The sequence below is a fragment of the Flavobacterium sp. 90 genome, from assembly GCF_004339525.1.
Taxonomy (GTDB): domain Bacteria; phylum Bacteroidota; class Bacteroidia; order Flavobacteriales; family Flavobacteriaceae; genus Flavobacterium.
On record NZ_SMGE01000001.1, the window covers coordinates 3,829,900 to 3,849,124 of the forward strand.

Genomic DNA, 19,225 nt, shown 5'->3' on the forward strand with positions numbered 1-19,225 from the left:
ATTCTGTTTTTTTTATTTTGATATTATAAATTCTTCAGAATCATCCAAACCACCAATGGTGTCTATTAATTTAATAATAGTACCAGATGGTAAATCAAGCCATGTTATAGATGTTTTTGGGTATGTACCATTGAACCAACCTCTGGAAAAATCCGATTCTCCCGGTCTCTTATACACAATATAAATTCCATTATATACACCACAGCTTAATGATCTTAGTAATACTTCGTCATTAAGTTCATAAGTAATAAGTTCACCGTAATATTGATCATTAGGATTGAATGATATAATTCTTCCTACACTATTGTTTGCTTTAGAAAAACTGCTCATCAAACTTGTATCTCCGCCATAATACGTTGCTTCACACAGGAAATTATTTTCGCAATATCCAATGACACTATCACCGATTTCTAATTCATCGGCTGTATTTGGGTCAACTTTAAAAATTAGAAACTGTCCTGATGGAATAATTTTATCTCCAAATAATGTATCAATTCCTTCAATATCTTTTGCTGGAATTTTTTCGCTTTTATGTCTGAAGGAATCCCAAGTGTCCCAAAATTGCAATTGTGTAGGTTTTAAACCTGTTCTAAACCAGCTTCTAATAGTTTTTAATGATTGTATAGCCATTTTTTATCTTTTTTAAATTATGTAATTAAGTTTTAATGATTTTTTTGTTGTTACCTCTATAATGAGTGGATTTTTGGTTTTTATAGAGTGCGAATGTTTTCTTTGAATGTTTGATTTGGCAAAAATTGAAAATTATTCTTATCAGGTATTTTTGGCATTTTAGTAATGCCATTTGGTAATACATAATCCATAATGGTTATTGTTTTAAAATGATTAATATAAAATGTTGTGATTACTTTTTTGAGAAAATCAGAGGCGAGTTAGCAAGTTGTTATGGTATAAAAACAGATGCCTCTATTTGATATTTGAGGGTGTAAAAGTAAGTCAGAAGAATACAAAATGAAGAGAAAAAAGCCCACTGTTTTCAGTAGTTTCAGTAGAATGTAAACTTGCTGAAACTACTGAATTCTAGAGGTTTGAAATTTCAAAATAACAGATGTTGATAGTACTTTTACATCCGGAAAAAACACTATAGCGATGAGTAAAAATGCAATTCACAATTTCAATCTTTCAATAAAAAATAGTGCTGATATAAAAAGTTCAGAACACTTAACAGAAGCTATCATAAAAGAGTTAGCCAAAGTTTCAAAAGAAATAAATCAGCAAAAAGATATAGAGCAAATATGGCAGGAGCAAAAAACTCTAAATGCTATTGCAAACAATTCTAGTACCTCAATCGGAGAAGGCGCTACAAATACTACTGCTGGAAAAAATGAAAAGCAACTAGTATCGGTGAGCAATACTTCTTCGGTTTCTGAGGGAACAAAAGAAAATCAAATAGTCTCAACTGGAGAAGGCATCAACGGCGTATTAAAGTTGGTTGGTAATACTTCTTCAGTTGGTGAGACAATAACATCAACTTCCAACGCTTCAATCGGAGAAGGCGTTGCTGATACCACTGGCGGTCCAATAATGAGTTCTGCCGAATCAGCCAACAATACTTCTCCGATTCAGGGAGCCCAGAATAATGCTAACACTATAATGTCTCAGACTTATGCAAATGTGGCAGCGCAACAAACGCTGGCAGTTCCTCAAATGCTTCAGGCTGGAATTGATGAACCAAGTATCGAAATTATTAAAGAAGAAATTAAAAAGAAATTAGATCAGGCTACTGCTATCAATGATACTGTTGCAAAAGACTATTGGACCAACATTTCCGAAGCTTTTAATAATATAAATACTTCTGCAAAAGATTTTGATGGTAAGCCAGAACATACGCTGTTTACACAAATGTATGCTTCATTAAAACAAGCAAATCAGGTTGTAACGGCTCAAAATTTTAATTGGGATATTGTTCGCGAAAAAATGATCAAATCGATTGATGCTAATATACTCAAAGGAAAAATTTCTAGTGACAGTTCGGTACGTTGGAAACTAATTCAAAAACAATTAAAGGATGATACAATTAATATCGCAAATCTGTTTGAACGATACAACGAATTATTTTTATTGCTAAAAGAAGTTGAAGGACTTGAAAAATTTCCATCTACGATTACCATAACCACAAAAACCAAAATCTATCCTAATTTAAGTGCTGACAGACTTTATGCCGAAATTGGAAAAGAAAATGTTTATGTTTTCTTAAAAGAAATAAATAACAAGGAGATTACGGGAAGTGGTGTAAATAAAGGAGCTGTTAAAATTAAAAATACTGACGCCACTAAATTTATCGTTGGAGAAAGCTTGGATTTTATTCTTGATGAGGTTCTTGTAAACGATATTAAGTTTGAAAAGAAAGATATCAATTGGATTGTTTATAATAGCCAAAAGAAAAATGACAAAGGAATTATTTTTATAAACGAAGGAACTTCCTTTAGTTATAATTTTGATACACCAGGAAAATATAAAGTAGAAGCTTATGGTAATAATCCGGGATCAAATAGTAATAAAAAGGAAATTGTAAAATTAGCGGCTTTTGTAGAAGTAGAAATAATCGCTCAGGAAATTACAATTGTACCTCCGGCAACAATTAAAACCAATTTTATAAGACCTTTTACAGAAGAACAGTCATTTAAAGTAACCTTAAAAAATCCTGAAGTAAAAACATTAAATCCGCTAAAACTTTATTATCAGATTGCTTATACAAACGCAGATAAAGTAACCACAATTTCAGACGAACAAGAATTGGATTCTACAGGTATTGTTAAGCTTGCTATGCCAAATTTTGGAGAATACAGTATTAAAGTGGTTAGTAAAGATCAATATACTTTGAATCAAAAATACAGTATTAAGACAATCAAAAACTTTATTAATAGCATTGAGATAACAGATAATAAGGCTGAAAAGGATATTTATTTATGGAGTATAACAAATCAAAAGGTCATATTTAAGGCTCAAAACTTTATGATTGAGCCAGCTACTCCACAGGAAAAACAAAATATAAAATGGCTGGTTTATGATAAAAATGGTAAAATATACGTACCGGATCGTTTGCCATTGCAATTAGAAAATAATGAGGCAGGAAAGCAATATTTGGTTAAAGGAGAATCTTTTACCTTTTCAATTCCTAAAGTAGAAGGTGAATTTACAATTGAAGCTTATAGTAATGTTAAACAAGGTTCTAAATCAACATCAATAAAAAAAATATTCGTAAAACATCCAGAAGTAACTGAAGCTTATTGGACTTATAATGACGGAAGCAAAAAGAAAACATCTGGCTTTACCGGAGAAATTAATCATATCAAAGCAAGTATTCCAGGATACTTTAATCAGCCGGTAAGAATTAAATTCTATTTAAACGACAGTAGGGAGGTTAATTATTATAATGATACTACAACCAATGGTGATGGTAAAATCAATAAAACCTTAAAATTTGATGCGAATTTGCAGAAACATTTTGGACTTAAAAATGGAAAAACTGCCAAAATTAGATTTGAACTCGAAGGAATACAAAAGGGAAATGTGCCTTATTTATTTAAGGAAAATGCCAACGCTTATAAAGAAACTTTATTAAATGTTACGACAAGTGCAAAAATAACCGATGCTTATTTCATGTATGACGGTAATCGTGTAAAACCGGAGGATAAAATTCCGTTTAGTAAGAAAGGTACCACTGTAACCATAGTTGCCAAAACACAAAATATGGTTGGAAAAGAAATTGTACTAACCGCTCATAAAGTGAGTGAAAATCCAGCTTTTAGACACGCGGTAAAAGTAAATTCAGAAGGTGTTGCTACTGTTAGTTTTATTATAATGCCCGCTAAAGCGGCAAAAAACGGAACCGTAAATAAGTACTATGTTGGTATTGAAGGATATTCTACGAAACATTTGACAGATAAGATGATTAATATGGTTGTAGGTGTAACGAGTAAAGGTAATAAAACAGCTAATTTAACATGGGGTTCTTTAGTTAACCAAAAATTTAGAGAAAAAGTAATAGAAATTTGTGAAGATTTATGGCCTGAAAATACAATAGAAATGGCCAATGGACTTATGGCAGTAATGTATAGAGAAACGAATAAAACATTTGCTGCTAATCAAATGGCTGGATATAAGTCGCTTATTTCGAGAGATCTAATGACCGCAAAAGATTTTGAAAACGACAATAAAAAAACTGGAGAAAGAGGTTCAAGAGCAGTTGGATTAATACAGTTTACTCAAGCTGCACTTGTAAGCATGAAAGAATTTAAAAATGGAGAAGGGTTTGAGAAGTTGCATGCACTAAAATTAAGTTACGCCAAAATGACTGAATTAGAGCAGCTTGAAAAGGTAAGGAAATATTTTAAAAGTGTTGCTCGCTTACCTAAAGTGCCAGAGGATATTTATGTGGCAGTATTTTCTCCTGGTTTTGTAGGTAAAGAGAATACCGACACTTTATACAAAAAAGGAACTGATAGTTATGATGCAAATCCAGGTTTGGATAAAAATAATAACGGAATTCAAAAAAGTGAACTCTTAGTAAAATATTATGAAAGTTTCAAAGAAGGAAATAAAAGTAATAATATTGCAGCGGTTAGTATTGCAGATAAGAAAAAAGAGGAGACTAAAAGAATACATAGTAAGATCGTTACTTTTGCTTCTGATCTATCACAAGAAAGAATTAATCAGATTAGTAACTCAACTATAAGAATTTTAGAAAATGCAGCTATTGATTCAGTAAACGAATTGATTGTCATAACGAGTACAATACGAAATCCGCTACAACAAGCAGCAGCTATGTATCATAACGAATCAACAGGTAACCATATTACTTACAAACTACCTGGTCAAAAAGTAATTAATGTCTATAATACTTCTGTAAAAAATGGAAATTCTAGAGAGGAGACTATAAGATTAATGACTGAAAAAATAATTGAGCTTACCAATTTAAAACAAACAGTTTCGAGACATTGTGTATCTGAGGAAGTTTATAAGAATTTTAATATTGTAGATATTCGTCTTTCATTACCTAATAAAAGAGATTTTGTATATAGCTTACTTAAAATAGATGCAGTGACTAAAATTATTCATCCTTTTACAAACATGAGACCCAATCCTAAATTACAATATGATAGTAAGGAACAAGCTGTACATGTCGAGATAAAACAATAAGTTCATATAATTAGTAAATAACACTCCGTTTTTTGATTTTTTTAATCAATAAAACGGAGTGTTGTTTGTTTTTTAATAATTTATATACTAAATATAAATTAGGCTGATTTGAAAATTTAATTAATTTAGCAGAGTAGAAAATTATATTAAATAACCCCAATTTATCCTTAATATTAAAAAATGCAAAAATCAAAATTAGTCTGTCTGCTATTATTACAAATTATAGTCTTGAGCTGTAAAAAATCAGAAAATGAAAATGTAATTAAAACGGCGTCAACTCAATCAGCTAAAGGAAATCAAGATCAAAACTATATCAAAAAAGCGATCGAATTAAACCAGGCAGATTTTGTTCATTATATAGATACAACTAAAAACATAAATGCTTTTTACAAATTTGATGAATCCAATTCCTATACAATATTGGGATATTGCTGCAAATTTGGAAGATATGATTTTGTAAAAAAGCTTATTTCAAAAAAAGCCGATATAGCTTTGGGTCAAGAGGATGAAGATTATCAATATGATGCACTTTATGTTGCAATAGAGAATCAAAATGAAAAAATAGTTGATTTACTTTTAGAAAATAAAGCAAATGTAAATAGTATCTATACAGAAGGTGGTCTTACACCACTTTCCTTTGCCTGTCAATTTTCTAATTTTCATATTGTTGAAGCATTAATTAATCATAATGCTGACATAAAAGGGAAGTATAATCCACAAACTGAAATGGCTTCTATTCCTATAATAGAAGCTGTAAAAAGTAAAAACAAAGAAGCGGTTAAATTATTAGTAGAAAAAGGTGCTGATGTAAATCAAGTTGATTTAGAAGAGACTTCAGCTTTAAGTTATGCTAAAGCCAATGATCCGGAAATTTATAATTTATTGAATCAGCTAAGTGATAAAGCAAAATCTAGCGCACCAATCGCAGAAAAATTTCAAGGGGAATTTGAAGTAAGCACAAAAGGAGAATTAACTAACGAAGGGACAGGAAGTACTACTTATCATTTTACGATTACAACAAACGGAATTGTATTAAAGTCAGAAGCTTTTGGGGGAGATTTTTTGTGCGAAGGAAATTATAAAGGAGTTGAAAAAGAAGGTGTTTTAGAATTGTATTACAACGAAAATGATGATCGTTGTAAACAATCAAAACCTAATTACCGAATAAAAAAAGACGGAGAAAAATATTTTATCAGAGGAGTTGGAGGTGAAGGAACTTATAACGAATGGGTAAAAATCGACAAAAAATAAGTTATAAATAGGGATGAACGTAAAAACAAAAGCTACCGGTTGAGGTAGCTTTTGTCTTTTAAAATAATTTTAATAGAAGTAATTCACATGAGAATTACTTAAATATTTAAGCTCCCCCGGGCTTTATTATTTTAAAATTATTTACAATTGATAAACAGATCCTCCACTAGCAGGCCATAAAGTATATGCCTGAGATAGAAAATTAGCATCAACATGTATTTTAGGACGTTTTGTGTTTTGAGTAAAATCTTGCAGCGTTATAGCAAAATTATTGTTGTTTTTGATGCTTAAATCAGTCAATAATGTATTACCAAAACACCAAAGAGCAGTTAATTTAGAATTTGAGTCAAAATTTAAACCAGTCCATTTGTTTGAAGAAACGTTTGTTTTTTCTAAAAGAGTTAATGGAGAAACATTCAAAGAAGTCAACTGATTAGACTGAATGAATAAACTTGTAAGCTTAGTGTTTCCATTAAGGTTTAAAGTAGTTAATTGATTACCATAACACCAAAGTCCCCATAAACCAGCAACATTAGAAGGAATTGTTAAACTATTAAGTTGGTTGCTATGACACCAAATTTGAGTAAGATTAATGTTTGATGAAAGATTCAAAGTCGTTAACAGATTGTTTTGACATTCTAACCAGCTTAAGGTAGTAATTGCCGAAACGTTTAAAGAAGTCAGTTGATTTCCATTTATAAGTAACTGTTGTAGCGAAGTAAAAGCCTGTATACCAGTTGCATCAGTAATATTTGCACCAGCGACATATAATCCTACACGTGATTTGTCAATATTGATGAAATTATCATTGGCTACAGCATCTTCTTGTCCTGCACCAGCATTAATTAATGCTAATCTGAAATTAGGATCCGGAACGTAAGTATTAACCCAAACTGCTGCAGTTTTTCCTGTAACTGAACCTTTTTTTAATTCAGATATAGCTTTTTCATCTCGAATGTAATTAGGGTCTTTAGAAAGCTTGTAATCTTCTGGAGTTGGATTCGCGTTAAATACGCTTTTTGGCAATTGAGCTGAAGATGTAGAAGCAGATTCATTGTTGTCTGTAGAACAAGCTACGAAGTTTAGCGCTAGCGCAATAAGAAGTAATTTTCTCATAAAAATTCAAATTTTAATTAGTGGTAATGTTAAAAGGTTATTTAATATACTTAATTTTCTCACAAATTAAATTCTTTCTTTTTTAAGATTAAATAAAAATAATGGTATTTTTCGTATAAGATTAAAAACTTTATTTTTATATTATAGGAATTTTAATAGGTAATGATGTTTTTGTTGGCTAAGTTTAAATTCTGGATTAAAAATGAAAAAAAGAGATTTTAATTGGTCAAAAAAAATGTAAACAGAATTTGCAGATTTCCTATAAAGACTTAAAAACTACAATTAAATAATATAGGCTGAATATAATCTCAATTGTGTTTTTCTTAAAAGAAATAAGTATTTTAAAGATTTTATCAAACATTTTAACAGACTTATCTTATTTGTTTTCTTTAATTTTGAAATTCTTTATTTGAATTTTTAAATATGATGTCACGATTATTTTTCTTATTGTTTCTTATTCTTTCTTTTAGCGTTCATTCCCAGTCGACAAAAGAGCTGATTGATAATTTAAATAGTATTAACGATCATCAGAAAAAAGCAGAACTGTGTCGCAAAATTGCGTTAAGATTGAAAGCATCCGATTGGGACAGAGCTATAAAGTATATTGAATTAGCCGAAACTGAAGCCAAAAATTCACAGGTTTCAGAAGATACTTTGGCAAATATTTACATTACGGCAGGAAAAATGTATTCTTCAAAAGAGGTATTGGATGTTGCTTTGCAATATTATCTAAAAGCCTACGATATTTACAAAAACACCGGCAATCTTGAGGAAGCATCTAAATTAGAAAACAATCTCGCAATTATTTACGGACAAGGAAAAAATAAAGATAAAGCGCTGGAATATTTCTTAAAAGTATATCGCTATCAAAAATCAAAAAATGATCCCGTTAAACTTGTCAAAGTCTTAAATAATATAGGAACTACATATTTAAGCGTAAATGTAGATTCGGCTTTGTATTACTATCACAAAGCTCATTTAATAAATAAAACCATAAAAGACAACGTTTTAAAAGTCTATGTCTCTACCAATCTAGCTCGGGCTTATGTTTTGAAAAACGACAAGAAGAATGCCGATTTTTATTTTGATCAGGCATTTTCTTTAGCAAAAGATCCAGTCGATCATTTAATACAAGCTTTTGTTTATGAATCCTATTCTGGTTATAAATTAAAAGAAAAAAACTATGACGCCGTAATTGTAAATGCAAAAAAAGCATTAGAATTATCTAAGGGAAATGAATATAGTTTTTCAGGTTTAAATCTGAATAAAATGCTTTATGAAGTCTATATAAGTAAAGAAGATTATAAAAATGCAGTTTATTATTTTCAGAATTATAATACAATAAATGATAGTATTCATGTAGAAGAAAAAGCAATAAACCTGGAAAAAATAAAGTTGGAGCAGGATTATAAAGTGCGCGCTCAGATAAAAACAATTAATGAAGAAAAGAAACGATTTAAATATTATGTGATCGGACTGATATTGATCGTTGGAATATTGATTTTAATTATTTTTTTGATAAAATACAGAAACAAGAATATTAAAAACCAACTGGAAAAAGAGAAGTTAAAAACAAATATGCAGGCGTTGAATCAAAATCTGGACGCAAAAAATAAGGTTTTGATAGGAAAAGCAATGGCAGAAATACATCGTACAGATACTATAAACGAAATCCTAACGGATCTTAAAAGCATCAAACTCAAAACCGTTAATAAAGAAATGCAGCAAGCTATTGATATAGTTTTAAAGCGTCTTGAAAAGAATTTGAATACAGATATCTGGCAAGAATTTGAAATAAGTTTCGAGCAGGTTCATAAATCTTTTTTCGACAAATTAACGGAGGATTATCCTTCTCTTACCCCAAAAGACCGCAGATTATGTGCGCTTTTATATTTGGATTTAACCACAAAAGAAATCTCTCAGATTACAGGGCAATCTTTTAAAGCTATTGAAAATGCCCGAACAAGACTCCGTAAAAAGTTCGATTTGACCAATGAAAAAGTAAATCTCTCTACTTATCTAAATACAATTTAAGTTAACTAATTATAAAGAAATAAACCAAGCTAATGATTTGATTTAGTTTGGTTTATTTTTTTTTGAGTGCTTTTGGGTGGAGCTTTTCTACCTGAGAGTGTTTTTGCTATACTCCTTTTTTTCGAAAATAAAAGCGTCCATTCTACATTTACAAAATCGATTACTGACCAAGTCGATAGTAAATAAATTATAATGAATCGTAAGAAAAAAAATACCCCTCCTAAAAGTTTAGAACAACTTTTAGAAGAAGCAGAAACAAAAAAGAAAACCCTTCTGAAAATTCTGGAAAAAATAACAAAAGAAAATCCTAAAGATCAAAACCAGAATTGATTTTTAGAATCCGCTTTTATGGTTTTGCTATGAACTATTAAAGTGTAAAAATGAATTAACTAAGCGCACTATATATTAATTTTTAAATTTAAAACAATGAACCAGATTTACTTTAAAACCAAGTATTTGTTTGTTCTGTTAGGTTTCTTTGTCTGTTCCGTGGGAATGGCACAGTCACCCGTTCCAAACAAGCTAAAAGGCAATGCGGTAACGGCATTAGGATCGCCGACTGCAAGCCAGACAAAAAATCAAGTTTCTAAAAAAACTAAGGATCAAATTTCCAGTCAGGATAGTGATGCGAATAATCTTTTTACCCAAAAAGAAGAGAAGATAAGCGGCAAAGAACTTTCTGCAGCAGAAAGCGAAGCGGTGCTAAAACGAGCACAACAAAGTCAAAATTTATTTACACAAAAATTAACGAATACTACTGCAAAAACAAATGCACAGGATTCTGTTAGCACAAAGGTGAAATCATTTGCTAAGTCTTCAAAATTAACGATAAAAAATATTTTTGAAGTTAAAAGAGAAGAGTTTGATTTAGCTTCGACTGATAAAATGCAATTAAAATCAGTTTCTGATAATCATGGTAGAACACTTGCTACTTATCAGCAATTGCATAATTCTATTCCGGTTGAAGGTGCTATTTATAAGGTTAGAGAAAATAAAACCAAGATTGATGCATTTGGAGCTACCGCTAAGAAATTGCCTGTTAATGGCAATTACAAAATAAATGCAGCTACAGCTTTTCAAAATGCATTAAAAACGGTAAATGCGAAGCAATATATTTGGGAAAGTAAAAAATTAGGATCTATCATTAATAAAAATATAAGCTCAAAACCGGAAGGTGATTTGGTTTATGTTGGGCCTAATTTTTCGCCTGAATTAACAGAATATTATCTGGCTTGGAAATTTGATATTTATGCGACTAATCCGCAATCAAGCCAAACCATTTATATCGATGCAAATTCAGGAAAAACAATTTTAAACATTGCGTTGGATCGTGATTCTAATCTTCCCGGGCAAACTATGGGTAAAGGTAAGGCACGCTATTCCGGAGACGTAACTTTTAATACCAAGCAATATGCTGATGGTTACAGATTAGAAGCTGATTATGGGAAATTTAAAATTCCTATGTATACCCTAAACATGAATCATGCAGATCAGGCTTCAGACGAAGTAATTACAGATTATATCGATGAAGATAATATCTGGAGTGAATTGCATAATGAAAATCATGATGAGGTTGCGCTTGACATTCATTGGGGAATGCAAAAAGCACTTGACTATTATGCGGAAAAATTTGACCGAAATAGTGTCGATAATAAAGGGTTAGAAATTATTAGTCTTGCGCATTTAGGCAATAATGTCGAAAATGCTTCATGGACTGGTGGCTGGGCACAATTTGGTGATGGTGTCAACAACTCGCCTTATGTAGGTTTAGGAATTACAGCACACGAGCTTACACATGCCGTAACACAATATTCTGCGGCGTTAATTTACCGTGGAGAATCTGGTGCAATGAATGAATCGTTCAGTGATATCTTTGGTATATCTGTTGAATTTTATGTTGGAAAAGATACTAAAGAAAATATTTGGTTATTGGGTAACGAATTGTACAAACATGGAAGCATGAGAAGTATGGGGAACCCAAAAGCTCAAAGTCAGCCGGACACTTACGGAGGTGTAAATTGGATAAATCCTTTAAATACTTCTTATGATAATGGTGGTGTGCATATTAATAGCGGAATCACTAACTATTGGTTCTATCTTTTAAGCGAAGGAGGAAAAGGGGTTAACGACCTTAATAACAGTTATGATGTAAAAGCTATTGGTCTTGCTAAGGCAGAAAAAATAGCATATATAACCCTTACGGAATACTTATCGCCGTCGTCAAACTTTAGCGATATGCGTCAGGCGACTTTGATGGTTGCCGAGGATTTATACGGAATGGGTTCTGAAGAATACAAACAAATTACCAATGCCTGGTATGCGATTGGTGTGGGAACTCAGTTTGCAGACAAACAATTTGCAGTTGTTACAGTAGAAAAACCTAGCGTTGCTTGTGGCTCTTTAAAAGGAGATGAACCTTTTTATGTTACAATTAAAAATACAGGATCTACTGTAATTAAAGCGGATAAGGCTTTAAACTATAAGTTAAGATTAATGATAGCCGGTTTTGGTGGAAGAATGAGTACACTTTATACTAATGATGGTGTTATTAGTTTTGATAAAGATCTGGCTGTAGGTGCAGAAACAGTTATAAAAATCCAGGAAAACCTTCCTTATAATGTAAGTCTAACGGCACTAAATTATGTAGAAGTTAAACTTGATTTTGACCCTATTACAGCGTTTGGTACAAAAGAGGGAATTTCGTTTGTGTCAAGTTACCTTGTTCCGCCGGCGCAAAAAGATTTAGATCTTAAAGTTGCAAGGTTGAATCTTCCTGAATATTCAGGTACGACTTTATCGGCAAATCATGCATTATCAATTACAATTTTTAATTTGGGTTGTCAGGATTTACCTGCCGGAACACAGTTAAAAGTAGGATATCAGGATAAATTTGCCGGAAATCAAACGATCTGGAAAGATATTACATTAAGCACTGTTTTTAAAGGAAACTCAGAAATGACAATTCCTTTTGATGGCACTGTCGATCTATCTGCAGTTGGTCTGCATACTTTTGATGCTTTTGTATCATACGACAACGATCCTGTAGCAACGAATAATACTGGAACAAATGCCGTTTATAACGGTATTGTAACTCAATTTCCTTATAGTCAAAATTTCGAAGGAACGCCTGGAGGATGGTATTCAGAATCATTGGCTACAAATCAAAAATTTATATGGCAAGCAAGTGCATATTCCTTTAGAGATACTAAATCTAAATATCTTTGGGCTACAGTACAACTTGGAGATACTGGTGATAGAGTCGCTTTAAATGCTGATTTTACATTGCAATCTCCTGTATTTGATTTTACAAATGTTGCATTTCCATATGTTGAGTTTGATATCATTTCTTTATTCCATAACGGATATGATGGTTTAATTGTCGAATATTCTGAAGATAACCAAAACTGGAAAAAAGTTACTGGTATCGATTATCCTTCAACTTTGCATTATGATAACGAAGGCGTATTATCTGGCCCATGGTTTACCGGAATCAATAATGATTTTAAAAAGGCTCCATTTGGAATGCGTTTAAATGAATTAGCGGGTAAAAAAGCTGCAATTCGTTTCCGCGTCGTTACAGATGATTACAATGATGGATTCTTAGGTGCTTTTATAGATAATATTCGTGTCGATAATGCACCTTATGATTTAGAACTTTCGGCTGTAAATGTAGATGCGGGAAGTTGTAAAATTGACAACACTAATGTAACAATTAAGGCTAAAATCATTAACAATTTTGCAACAACTGCTGAGCAGGTTAATGTTAATGTGAAAATTCTTGATAACGCACAAAATGAAATCTTTTCAAAAACAGAAAAAGCATCATTAGTGTTTGCTAAATTTCAAGATACGATTACATATTCTATTCCAAATATTAACTTAAAAACAATAGGTAGTAATACTATTTTGGTTTCTGTTTTTCCTGATGATATGACTAAGGATATTAAGCCGAAAAATAATTCTTATACATTGAGTTATGATAGTTGGAATAATGACGATATGAAAGTATCTGTACTTCCGTATACGATGGATTTTGAAGATGCAAGTCAATATAAAGGATGGAGAACTTCTGAAAATAAAGGAAGTGCCGGCTGGATACATGGTACGTATTTAGATTTACGCTCTCCAAGTTTTTTCCTGACAGATCATACTAAATTTATGGCAAGCAATGATGATAAATGTAATTGTGATGCTTCTAATGATAGATTAATCTCTCCGGTTTTTGACTTAAGCAACTATAAAGAAGCACATTTATCATTTGATGGTTTTGGAGATGGTCAAAGACTTTCAGACGGATATGTAAAAGTAAGTACAGATGGAGGTAATACATGGGAAACTGTGTTTAAAATGTATTATATCGATAATTGGATCCAATATCACGTAGATTTAACGCCTTATGCAGGAAAATCATGTGTGATGATAGCATTCCAGCATGATGATAACGGTTTATTTGCTAATGGTTTTGCGATAGATAATATTAAGGTTACAGAGAAAGCAGATTATTTACAGTTATCTGATTTAAGCGTTCCTGAAACGGTTTATGAAGATGCGCCTTCGCACGAATTTTTTATAGGTGCAACAAATGCTTATTATAACACAGTAGAGAAAGCTACGATCGAATATCAAATTACCCAAAATGGTAAAGCGGTTGGTGAACCGGTTACGCTGGAAAAAAATGATAAGATCTTGCAATATCAAACCATTGTTTATACAATAAATGGTATTCCGCAATTGGCGGCAGGAAATTATGAAGTTACAGTAAAAATAATTTCGAATGGACAGCTAAAAGCTGATGCACAAACTCTTACGAAATCTTTTCAGGTTGTTGCAAAAGCACCAAATTTAGAAACAGAAACTTTTTCGGATGTAGCTTTAGGTTCAATATTTGGATCAAAAGGATATACTTCAAATCAAAGTGATGATAACTATCCTTGGAGAGTTGTTACTAAACCGGATAATACAAACCTGACAGTTCCTAAAACGGATCATACAAGAGATGTAGCTGCAACGATGCTGTATAATCAGCTTGAAAATTATGCTATTTATGGAGAATTATTATCTCCGATGTATAAGTTATCTGAAAATGCAACGGCTTTAGAGTTTTATTATGCAATGCAATGCAACTACATTAACAGTTTAATTGTAGATGTTAAAACGGTAGGAGGGGAATGGACTGAAATATGGAGAGACTCTAAACATGGAGACTATGTTGATACAGAGTGGAAAAAAGGAGCAATCAACATAAAGAAATATGCAGGAAAATCTGTAATGTTTAGATTTAGACATGCTAAAGAAGGTGGATATTCATACATGGTATTAGATGATTTAAAAGTAATCACTGATGATGTTTTAGATGCATCTGTACAAATATTATCACCAAAAGATGTATGTGGCGGATCTGAATTTAAAGTGAAATTGACTAATGAAGGACAAATTGCCATTGCAGCAAACACAATTCAGTTAGATGTAAATTACATCAACACAAACGAAACTATTTCAGAAACTATTGAAGCTGGAATTCCGGTTGGAGAAAGTATCGAATATATTTTGAAAAAACAGCCAAAACTTGAAATAGGAGGTGATTCTCATGTGTTTAGTGTGAACGCAAAATTAGAAAATGACGCGGTTCAACAAAACAACGAAATTACAAACTACATCTATCAGGGAGTAGCTCAGGATTTTAAAATATTTGATAATTCAAGTATTCACGGATACGCAGGCAAAAGTTTATACATTGATGCTCAAACTAATTTTAGCGTTGATAAGTTAGAAGTTACTTCATACAAATGGAATACAGGTGCGGTTTCTAATGCTATTGAAATCAATCAGCCAGGAGATTACACTGTAACAGTTGTGACTAAAAACGGATGTACGCTTACAGAAAAAATCACAGCAACATTTGACACTTTTGAATCTGATTTAGAAAGTGGCGCTATTTGTGGTCCTGAAGTTGTTTTAAATCCGGGAAACTATAAATCTTACGAATGGTTTGACGGTTCAACAGAACCAACTTATACTACAAAAGAAAGTGGTGATTATTTCGTAACGGTTTATAATGAAAACGGAATTGGTAAAACTTTAAGTACGACAATTTCAATTCTTGAAAACAACATTGTACCGGAAATTCAGGTTGTAGGGGAGAAAAAATTAACAGCTTCAGTTGATGCAGCTTCGTACCAATGGTTTTTGAACGATAGACCTATTCCAAATGCAACTGAAAAATCTATAATTGCGATTTGGGAAGGAAGTTATAGTCTTCAAATAACTAATGATAACGGTTGTAATAGAATTTCGACGGCATTTGATTCAAAAGGTATGTTGCTTGGAAAAATAACAAATCCGTTTAGAGTTTTCCCTAATCCGGCTGTTGACAACGTAAACATCTTTTTGGGTGAAAAAATTGAAGGAGCAACAGAAATCAAAATGTACGCTATGGATGGAAAAGCCGTATGGAATAAAACCTATACAAGTATTCCGTCAACTATAAATCTAAGCGGATTAACTCCTGGAGTTTATGTTTTAGAATGTGTAGTAAAGGATAAAAAATACACAGCCAAGGTTATTAAAAAATAACAAAATACAGATAGAAATAAGGTAACTCTCCTTTGTGAGAGTTACCATTCTTAAAACAAATTATATACATATGAAAAAATCAATGTTCCTTATATGCACACTATTTTTTGGTGTGACTGTTATGGCTCAAACCCCAAAAGTTAAACTAGGTCTAAAAGCAGGTTTAAATTTGGCAAGCCTTAATTTTGATGAAAGCGAACTAAAATCATCAAACAAAACGGGATTTACGGCAGGGTTTATGGTCGAAATTCCAATGGCTAAAAACTTTTCGCTTCAACCAGAATTGTTGTACAGTCAGCAAGGATCAAAAACTTCCTTTTCTGATAAAGATGTAACCAATTCGCATTATAAAAGTACAATAGATCTGAATTATCTGAACATTCCTGTAATGCTAAAATACTATGTATTCGAAGGATTAAGTATACAAGCAGGACCTCAAATAGGAATACTTTTAAAAGCGAATAATAAATATGAAGATAATTTTTTAGGCTATGAAAATCAGGAAAGTTTTAACTTGAAAGATTATTCAACAGGTATCGATACTTCTGTGAATTTTGGATTGGGTTATCAATTTAAAGATAAATTCTACGCAGACGCGAGATATAATATTTCGTATTCGAATGCTTTCAAAGAAGGAGATGCAAATCACTTCATTAATAATGATATGAAAAACCGAGTTTTTCAAATAACAATTGGTTACTTTTTTTAATTTTTTGTAGGTTCTTAAAACCACTCTCTACCAGAGTGGTTTTATTTTGTTTTACAAATAAAAAAAAACAGATAAACTATTAAAGTTTTTTTAGTTAGATGTTTAGATATTTTAGAGATAAAAAAAGGAAGATGTATTTAAATATCTTCCTTTTTTTGTTCAATTGAGAGGGTCTCAATTGAACACTTAATTCCTATGTTGATGTTTATAGATAGGGTTCTAAAGAAGCCCTGAAGCTTTTTTTTAAGAATCGATATGTTTTTTAATTTGAATATTTCTTCTAGATCGGATTTTTTTTAAATTAAAACGAGAACAAGAATGTTACAAACTGTTAGATAGTTGAGTAACTTGAAAGAGTTAGAGATTTATGGTTTGCAATAAATGTAAACTCCATCCACTCCTGCTTCCTTGCATCCATTAATAAATGACGATAGGAACCATAGGATTTGTATTATTTCATTTCTTTCGGCAAAATATTCAGCATCTCTTAATTGTTGAAGCTTCACTTCTAATCCACTTTTGGAGATAAAATTCAATACTAAATAAACTTCTCTTTGATGGTTAGGCTCTAAAATAGTACTCTTAAATACATCAATAAAATTATTTATCGAATTACCTTTCCGTAACCTTCTAATTTGTGTTTGGACTCTATCATTATTATAATTACTATTCCAGAAATCTTGTTTAGAAGCTAACTGAAAATCCTGCGGCATTAAATTGCCTAAGTTTTTCAATGCTTGTCCGACAATATCTTGAAATGCGGATGCTGAATAATTAGTTTTTTTATATTTTGAATGAATAAATTTTATTTTATTTCCAACTATACTAATGTGATCTGCCCACTCTTTTCCAAGATCATCGCATATCAAATATTCTGAATCTTGTAAAAAGATGCTTTCGGTAATATTAAAAATAGATCTGGGACTAAAATTTGTGGAAGTTGCCGTAAATGTACCTTTTTCACTATTTGCATTTTGAAGTTGAGGATTAGGAAGGAATATTTTGAGAAAATTGTCAATATTACCTAAAAGCCTATTGTCTTTAAATAGTTTTCGATTAGTATAAATAAGTTCGCAATTGTCAAAATTTACTATGAATTGATTTGATACATTTATGTAATCAATAAGAGGTTGCATCTTTCCATTATCTTTAAATAAAATAATATTCTTTAGTTTTTGTGACCTTACTGAAATAGACTTTTCGTTCATTCTTATTTCTAAATCGTTTACATATGGATTCTGAATATCATAGGTTGTAAGACCAATAGTATTATGATTAGCAATCTGGAGCAAAGTTTCAACCTTTGATATGTATTTGATTAGATTTATTTGTCGTTGACTTCCATTTCTTAGAACAATTCGGGTCTCGTGAATTACATTTTGCTCCAAGTCTTCATATAATTTTGAGAATACAAATAAAATTGCGATAGGCATTAAATCATGTTTATGATCTTTAAAATCTATAGATTCAGAAAACATTGATAGAAAGGTTTGTCTATCTGTATGTGTTCGTAATCGCTCAACTTGTAAAAATCCCCATTTAGAAATTTCTCTAATAGTTGACTTTTTGCCAAATTTATTTATTCTTGAAGTATTCAATGAAAGAGAAGTTTTTTCGTCATCATTTTTTACCCTCAAATTATTTACCACGTAATTACTTGTGCCAAGAGGTGAGAGATTCTGTTGTAGATTAAGAGATTCTAGTGATTTTTGACGCATAGCACGATCAGAAACATTCATGTTTTGCATATTTAGTTTTTCGATTTGGGTGTCTTCATCAACATATAGAGTTGAAAGAACCTTGTAATCGATAGGTTCAAACTTTTCAAGAAATTCTCTAAGTTTACCAACATTTCGTCTAATGATCATTATGTAGTCATTAAAATCTATAATCAGTATATATGCTAGTTTTACTTCTTCCCAATTCTCTAAACTTTCTTCTAGAATAGATGGAATAGCCGTATATCGAAAGATACAAATAGAATAAGTAAAATTCTGTTCATTAATTATAATCTCTTTATTTATGACTCTTAGCAGATAGTTTCCCGTTTTTCCATTCGAAATTCTTCTGAATAAATTTGTAATAAGATATCTAGACAGGTTTACTTGGTTTGGATTTGAATAAAAATAAGCATTTTCATTAAATACGATTTGATTTAAAATCTCATTGTCTGTTAATTGCATAATTGAGTATTTTAGTTTCTTTCAAATGTATGCTACGTTTTACAATAACAATTACGGTTTTCCATATAGTGTTATAAGTGAGGATAGATATAATTAGAATTGTTAGGGAAAGTTTAGATCTTAATTTATTAATCTTTTATTATAAATTAATTTAGCTAATGTGAAAAATATTTAATATAAGATTAAATCAAGAATCTAA

9 protein-coding genes are annotated in these 19,225 nt (G+C 31.2%); 6 read left to right on the forward strand and 3 right to left on the reverse strand.

Annotated features, from left to right (window positions below; translation table 11 throughout):
• Positions 1-12: 12 nt before the first annotated feature.
• The gene (locus C8C83_RS16140; protein ID WP_121329448.1) at positions 13-630 is read right to left on the reverse strand and encodes a hypothetical protein; all 618 of its coding nucleotides are present in this window, start codon (positions 628-630) and stop codon (positions 13-15) included.
• Between the two features lie 477 nt (positions 631-1,107).
• Here C8C83_RS16140 and C8C83_RS16145 point away from each other — a divergent pair, with 477 nt between their 5' ends.
• Entirely contained in the window at positions 1,108-5,160 is a 4,053-nt protein-coding gene (locus C8C83_RS16145; protein WP_132011810.1) for a hypothetical protein, read from the forward strand.
• 180 nt (positions 5,161-5,340) lie between these two features.
• Positions 5,341-6,411 carry an ankyrin repeat domain-containing protein gene (locus tag C8C83_RS16150; protein WP_121329452.1) on the forward strand — a complete coding sequence of 357 codons (1,071 nt, stop codon included), beginning with the start codon at positions 5,341-5,343 and terminating at the stop codon, positions 6,409-6,411.
• A 141-nt stretch (positions 6,412-6,552) separates the two neighbouring features.
• On the opposite strand, the gene C8C83_RS16155 is transcribed toward C8C83_RS16150, so the two are convergent.
• On the reverse strand, positions 6,553-7,527 hold the full coding sequence (locus tag C8C83_RS16155; RefSeq protein ID WP_121329453.1) for a hypothetical protein: 975 nt from the start codon (positions 7,525-7,527) through the stop codon (positions 6,553-6,555).
• A gap of 423 nt (positions 7,528-7,950) precedes the next feature.
• Between C8C83_RS16155 and C8C83_RS16160 the strand changes: the two genes are divergently transcribed.
• The 4 genes from C8C83_RS16160 (at position 7,951) to C8C83_RS16170 (ending at position 16,843) form a co-directional block, all read left to right on the forward strand.
• Positions 7,951-9,561, forward strand: coding sequence for a hypothetical protein (locus tag C8C83_RS16160; RefSeq protein WP_121329454.1), 1,611 nt, complete (start codon positions 7,951-7,953; stop codon positions 9,559-9,561).
• Positions 9,562-9,753: 192 nt separating this feature from the next.
• Positions 9,754-9,891: a hypothetical protein gene (locus tag C8C83_RS27245; RefSeq protein WP_158598161.1), complete on the forward strand. Its 138-nt coding sequence runs from the start codon at positions 9,754-9,756 to the stop codon at positions 9,889-9,891.
• Between the two features lie 96 nt (positions 9,892-9,987).
• On the forward strand, positions 9,988-16,134 hold the full coding sequence (locus C8C83_RS16165) for a M4 family metallopeptidase (protein WP_121329455.1): 6,147 nt from the start codon (positions 9,988-9,990) through the stop codon (positions 16,132-16,134).
• Between the two features lie 70 nt (positions 16,135-16,204).
• Positions 16,205-16,843 carry a porin family protein gene (locus tag C8C83_RS16170; protein WP_121329456.1) on the forward strand — a complete coding sequence of 213 codons (639 nt, stop codon included), beginning with the start codon at positions 16,205-16,207 and terminating at the stop codon, positions 16,841-16,843.
• Positions 16,844-17,208: 365 nt separating this feature from the next.
• Here C8C83_RS16170 and C8C83_RS16175 read toward each other — a convergent pair whose 3' ends face one another.
• Positions 17,209-19,026, reverse strand: coding sequence for a hypothetical protein (locus tag C8C83_RS16175; RefSeq protein WP_121329457.1), 1,818 nt, complete (start codon positions 19,024-19,026; stop codon positions 17,209-17,211).
• Positions 19,027-19,225 lie beyond the last annotated feature (199 nt).

What these genes read in the sequence shown, in the direction of transcription:
- C8C83_RS16140 (WP_121329448.1), bottom strand. Translation starts at nt 630, where the DNA reads ATGGCTATACAATCATTAAAAACTATTAGAAGCTGGTTTAGAACAGGT.
- C8C83_RS16145 (WP_132011810.1), top strand. Translation starts at nt 1,108, where the DNA reads ATGAGTAAAAATGCAATTCACAATTTCAATCTTTCAATAAAAAATAGT.
- C8C83_RS16150 (WP_121329452.1), top strand. Translation starts at nt 5,341, where the DNA reads ATGCAAAAATCAAAATTAGTCTGTCTGCTATTATTACAAATTATAGTC.
- C8C83_RS16155 (WP_121329453.1), bottom strand. Translation starts at nt 7,527, where the DNA reads ATGAGAAAATTACTTCTTATTGCGCTAGCGCTAAACTTCGTAGCTTGT.
- C8C83_RS16160 (WP_121329454.1), top strand. Translation starts at nt 7,951, where the DNA reads ATGATGTCACGATTATTTTTCTTATTGTTTCTTATTCTTTCTTTTAGC.
- C8C83_RS27245 (WP_158598161.1), top strand. Translation starts at nt 9,754, where the DNA reads ATGAATCGTAAGAAAAAAAATACCCCTCCTAAAAGTTTAGAACAACTT.
- C8C83_RS16165 (WP_121329455.1), top strand. Translation starts at nt 9,988, where the DNA reads ATGAACCAGATTTACTTTAAAACCAAGTATTTGTTTGTTCTGTTAGGT.
- C8C83_RS16170 (WP_121329456.1), top strand. Translation starts at nt 16,205, where the DNA reads ATGAAAAAATCAATGTTCCTTATATGCACACTATTTTTTGGTGTGACT.
- C8C83_RS16175 (WP_121329457.1), bottom strand. Translation starts at nt 19,026, where the DNA reads ATGCAATTAACAGACAATGAGATTTTAAATCAAATCGTATTTAATGAA.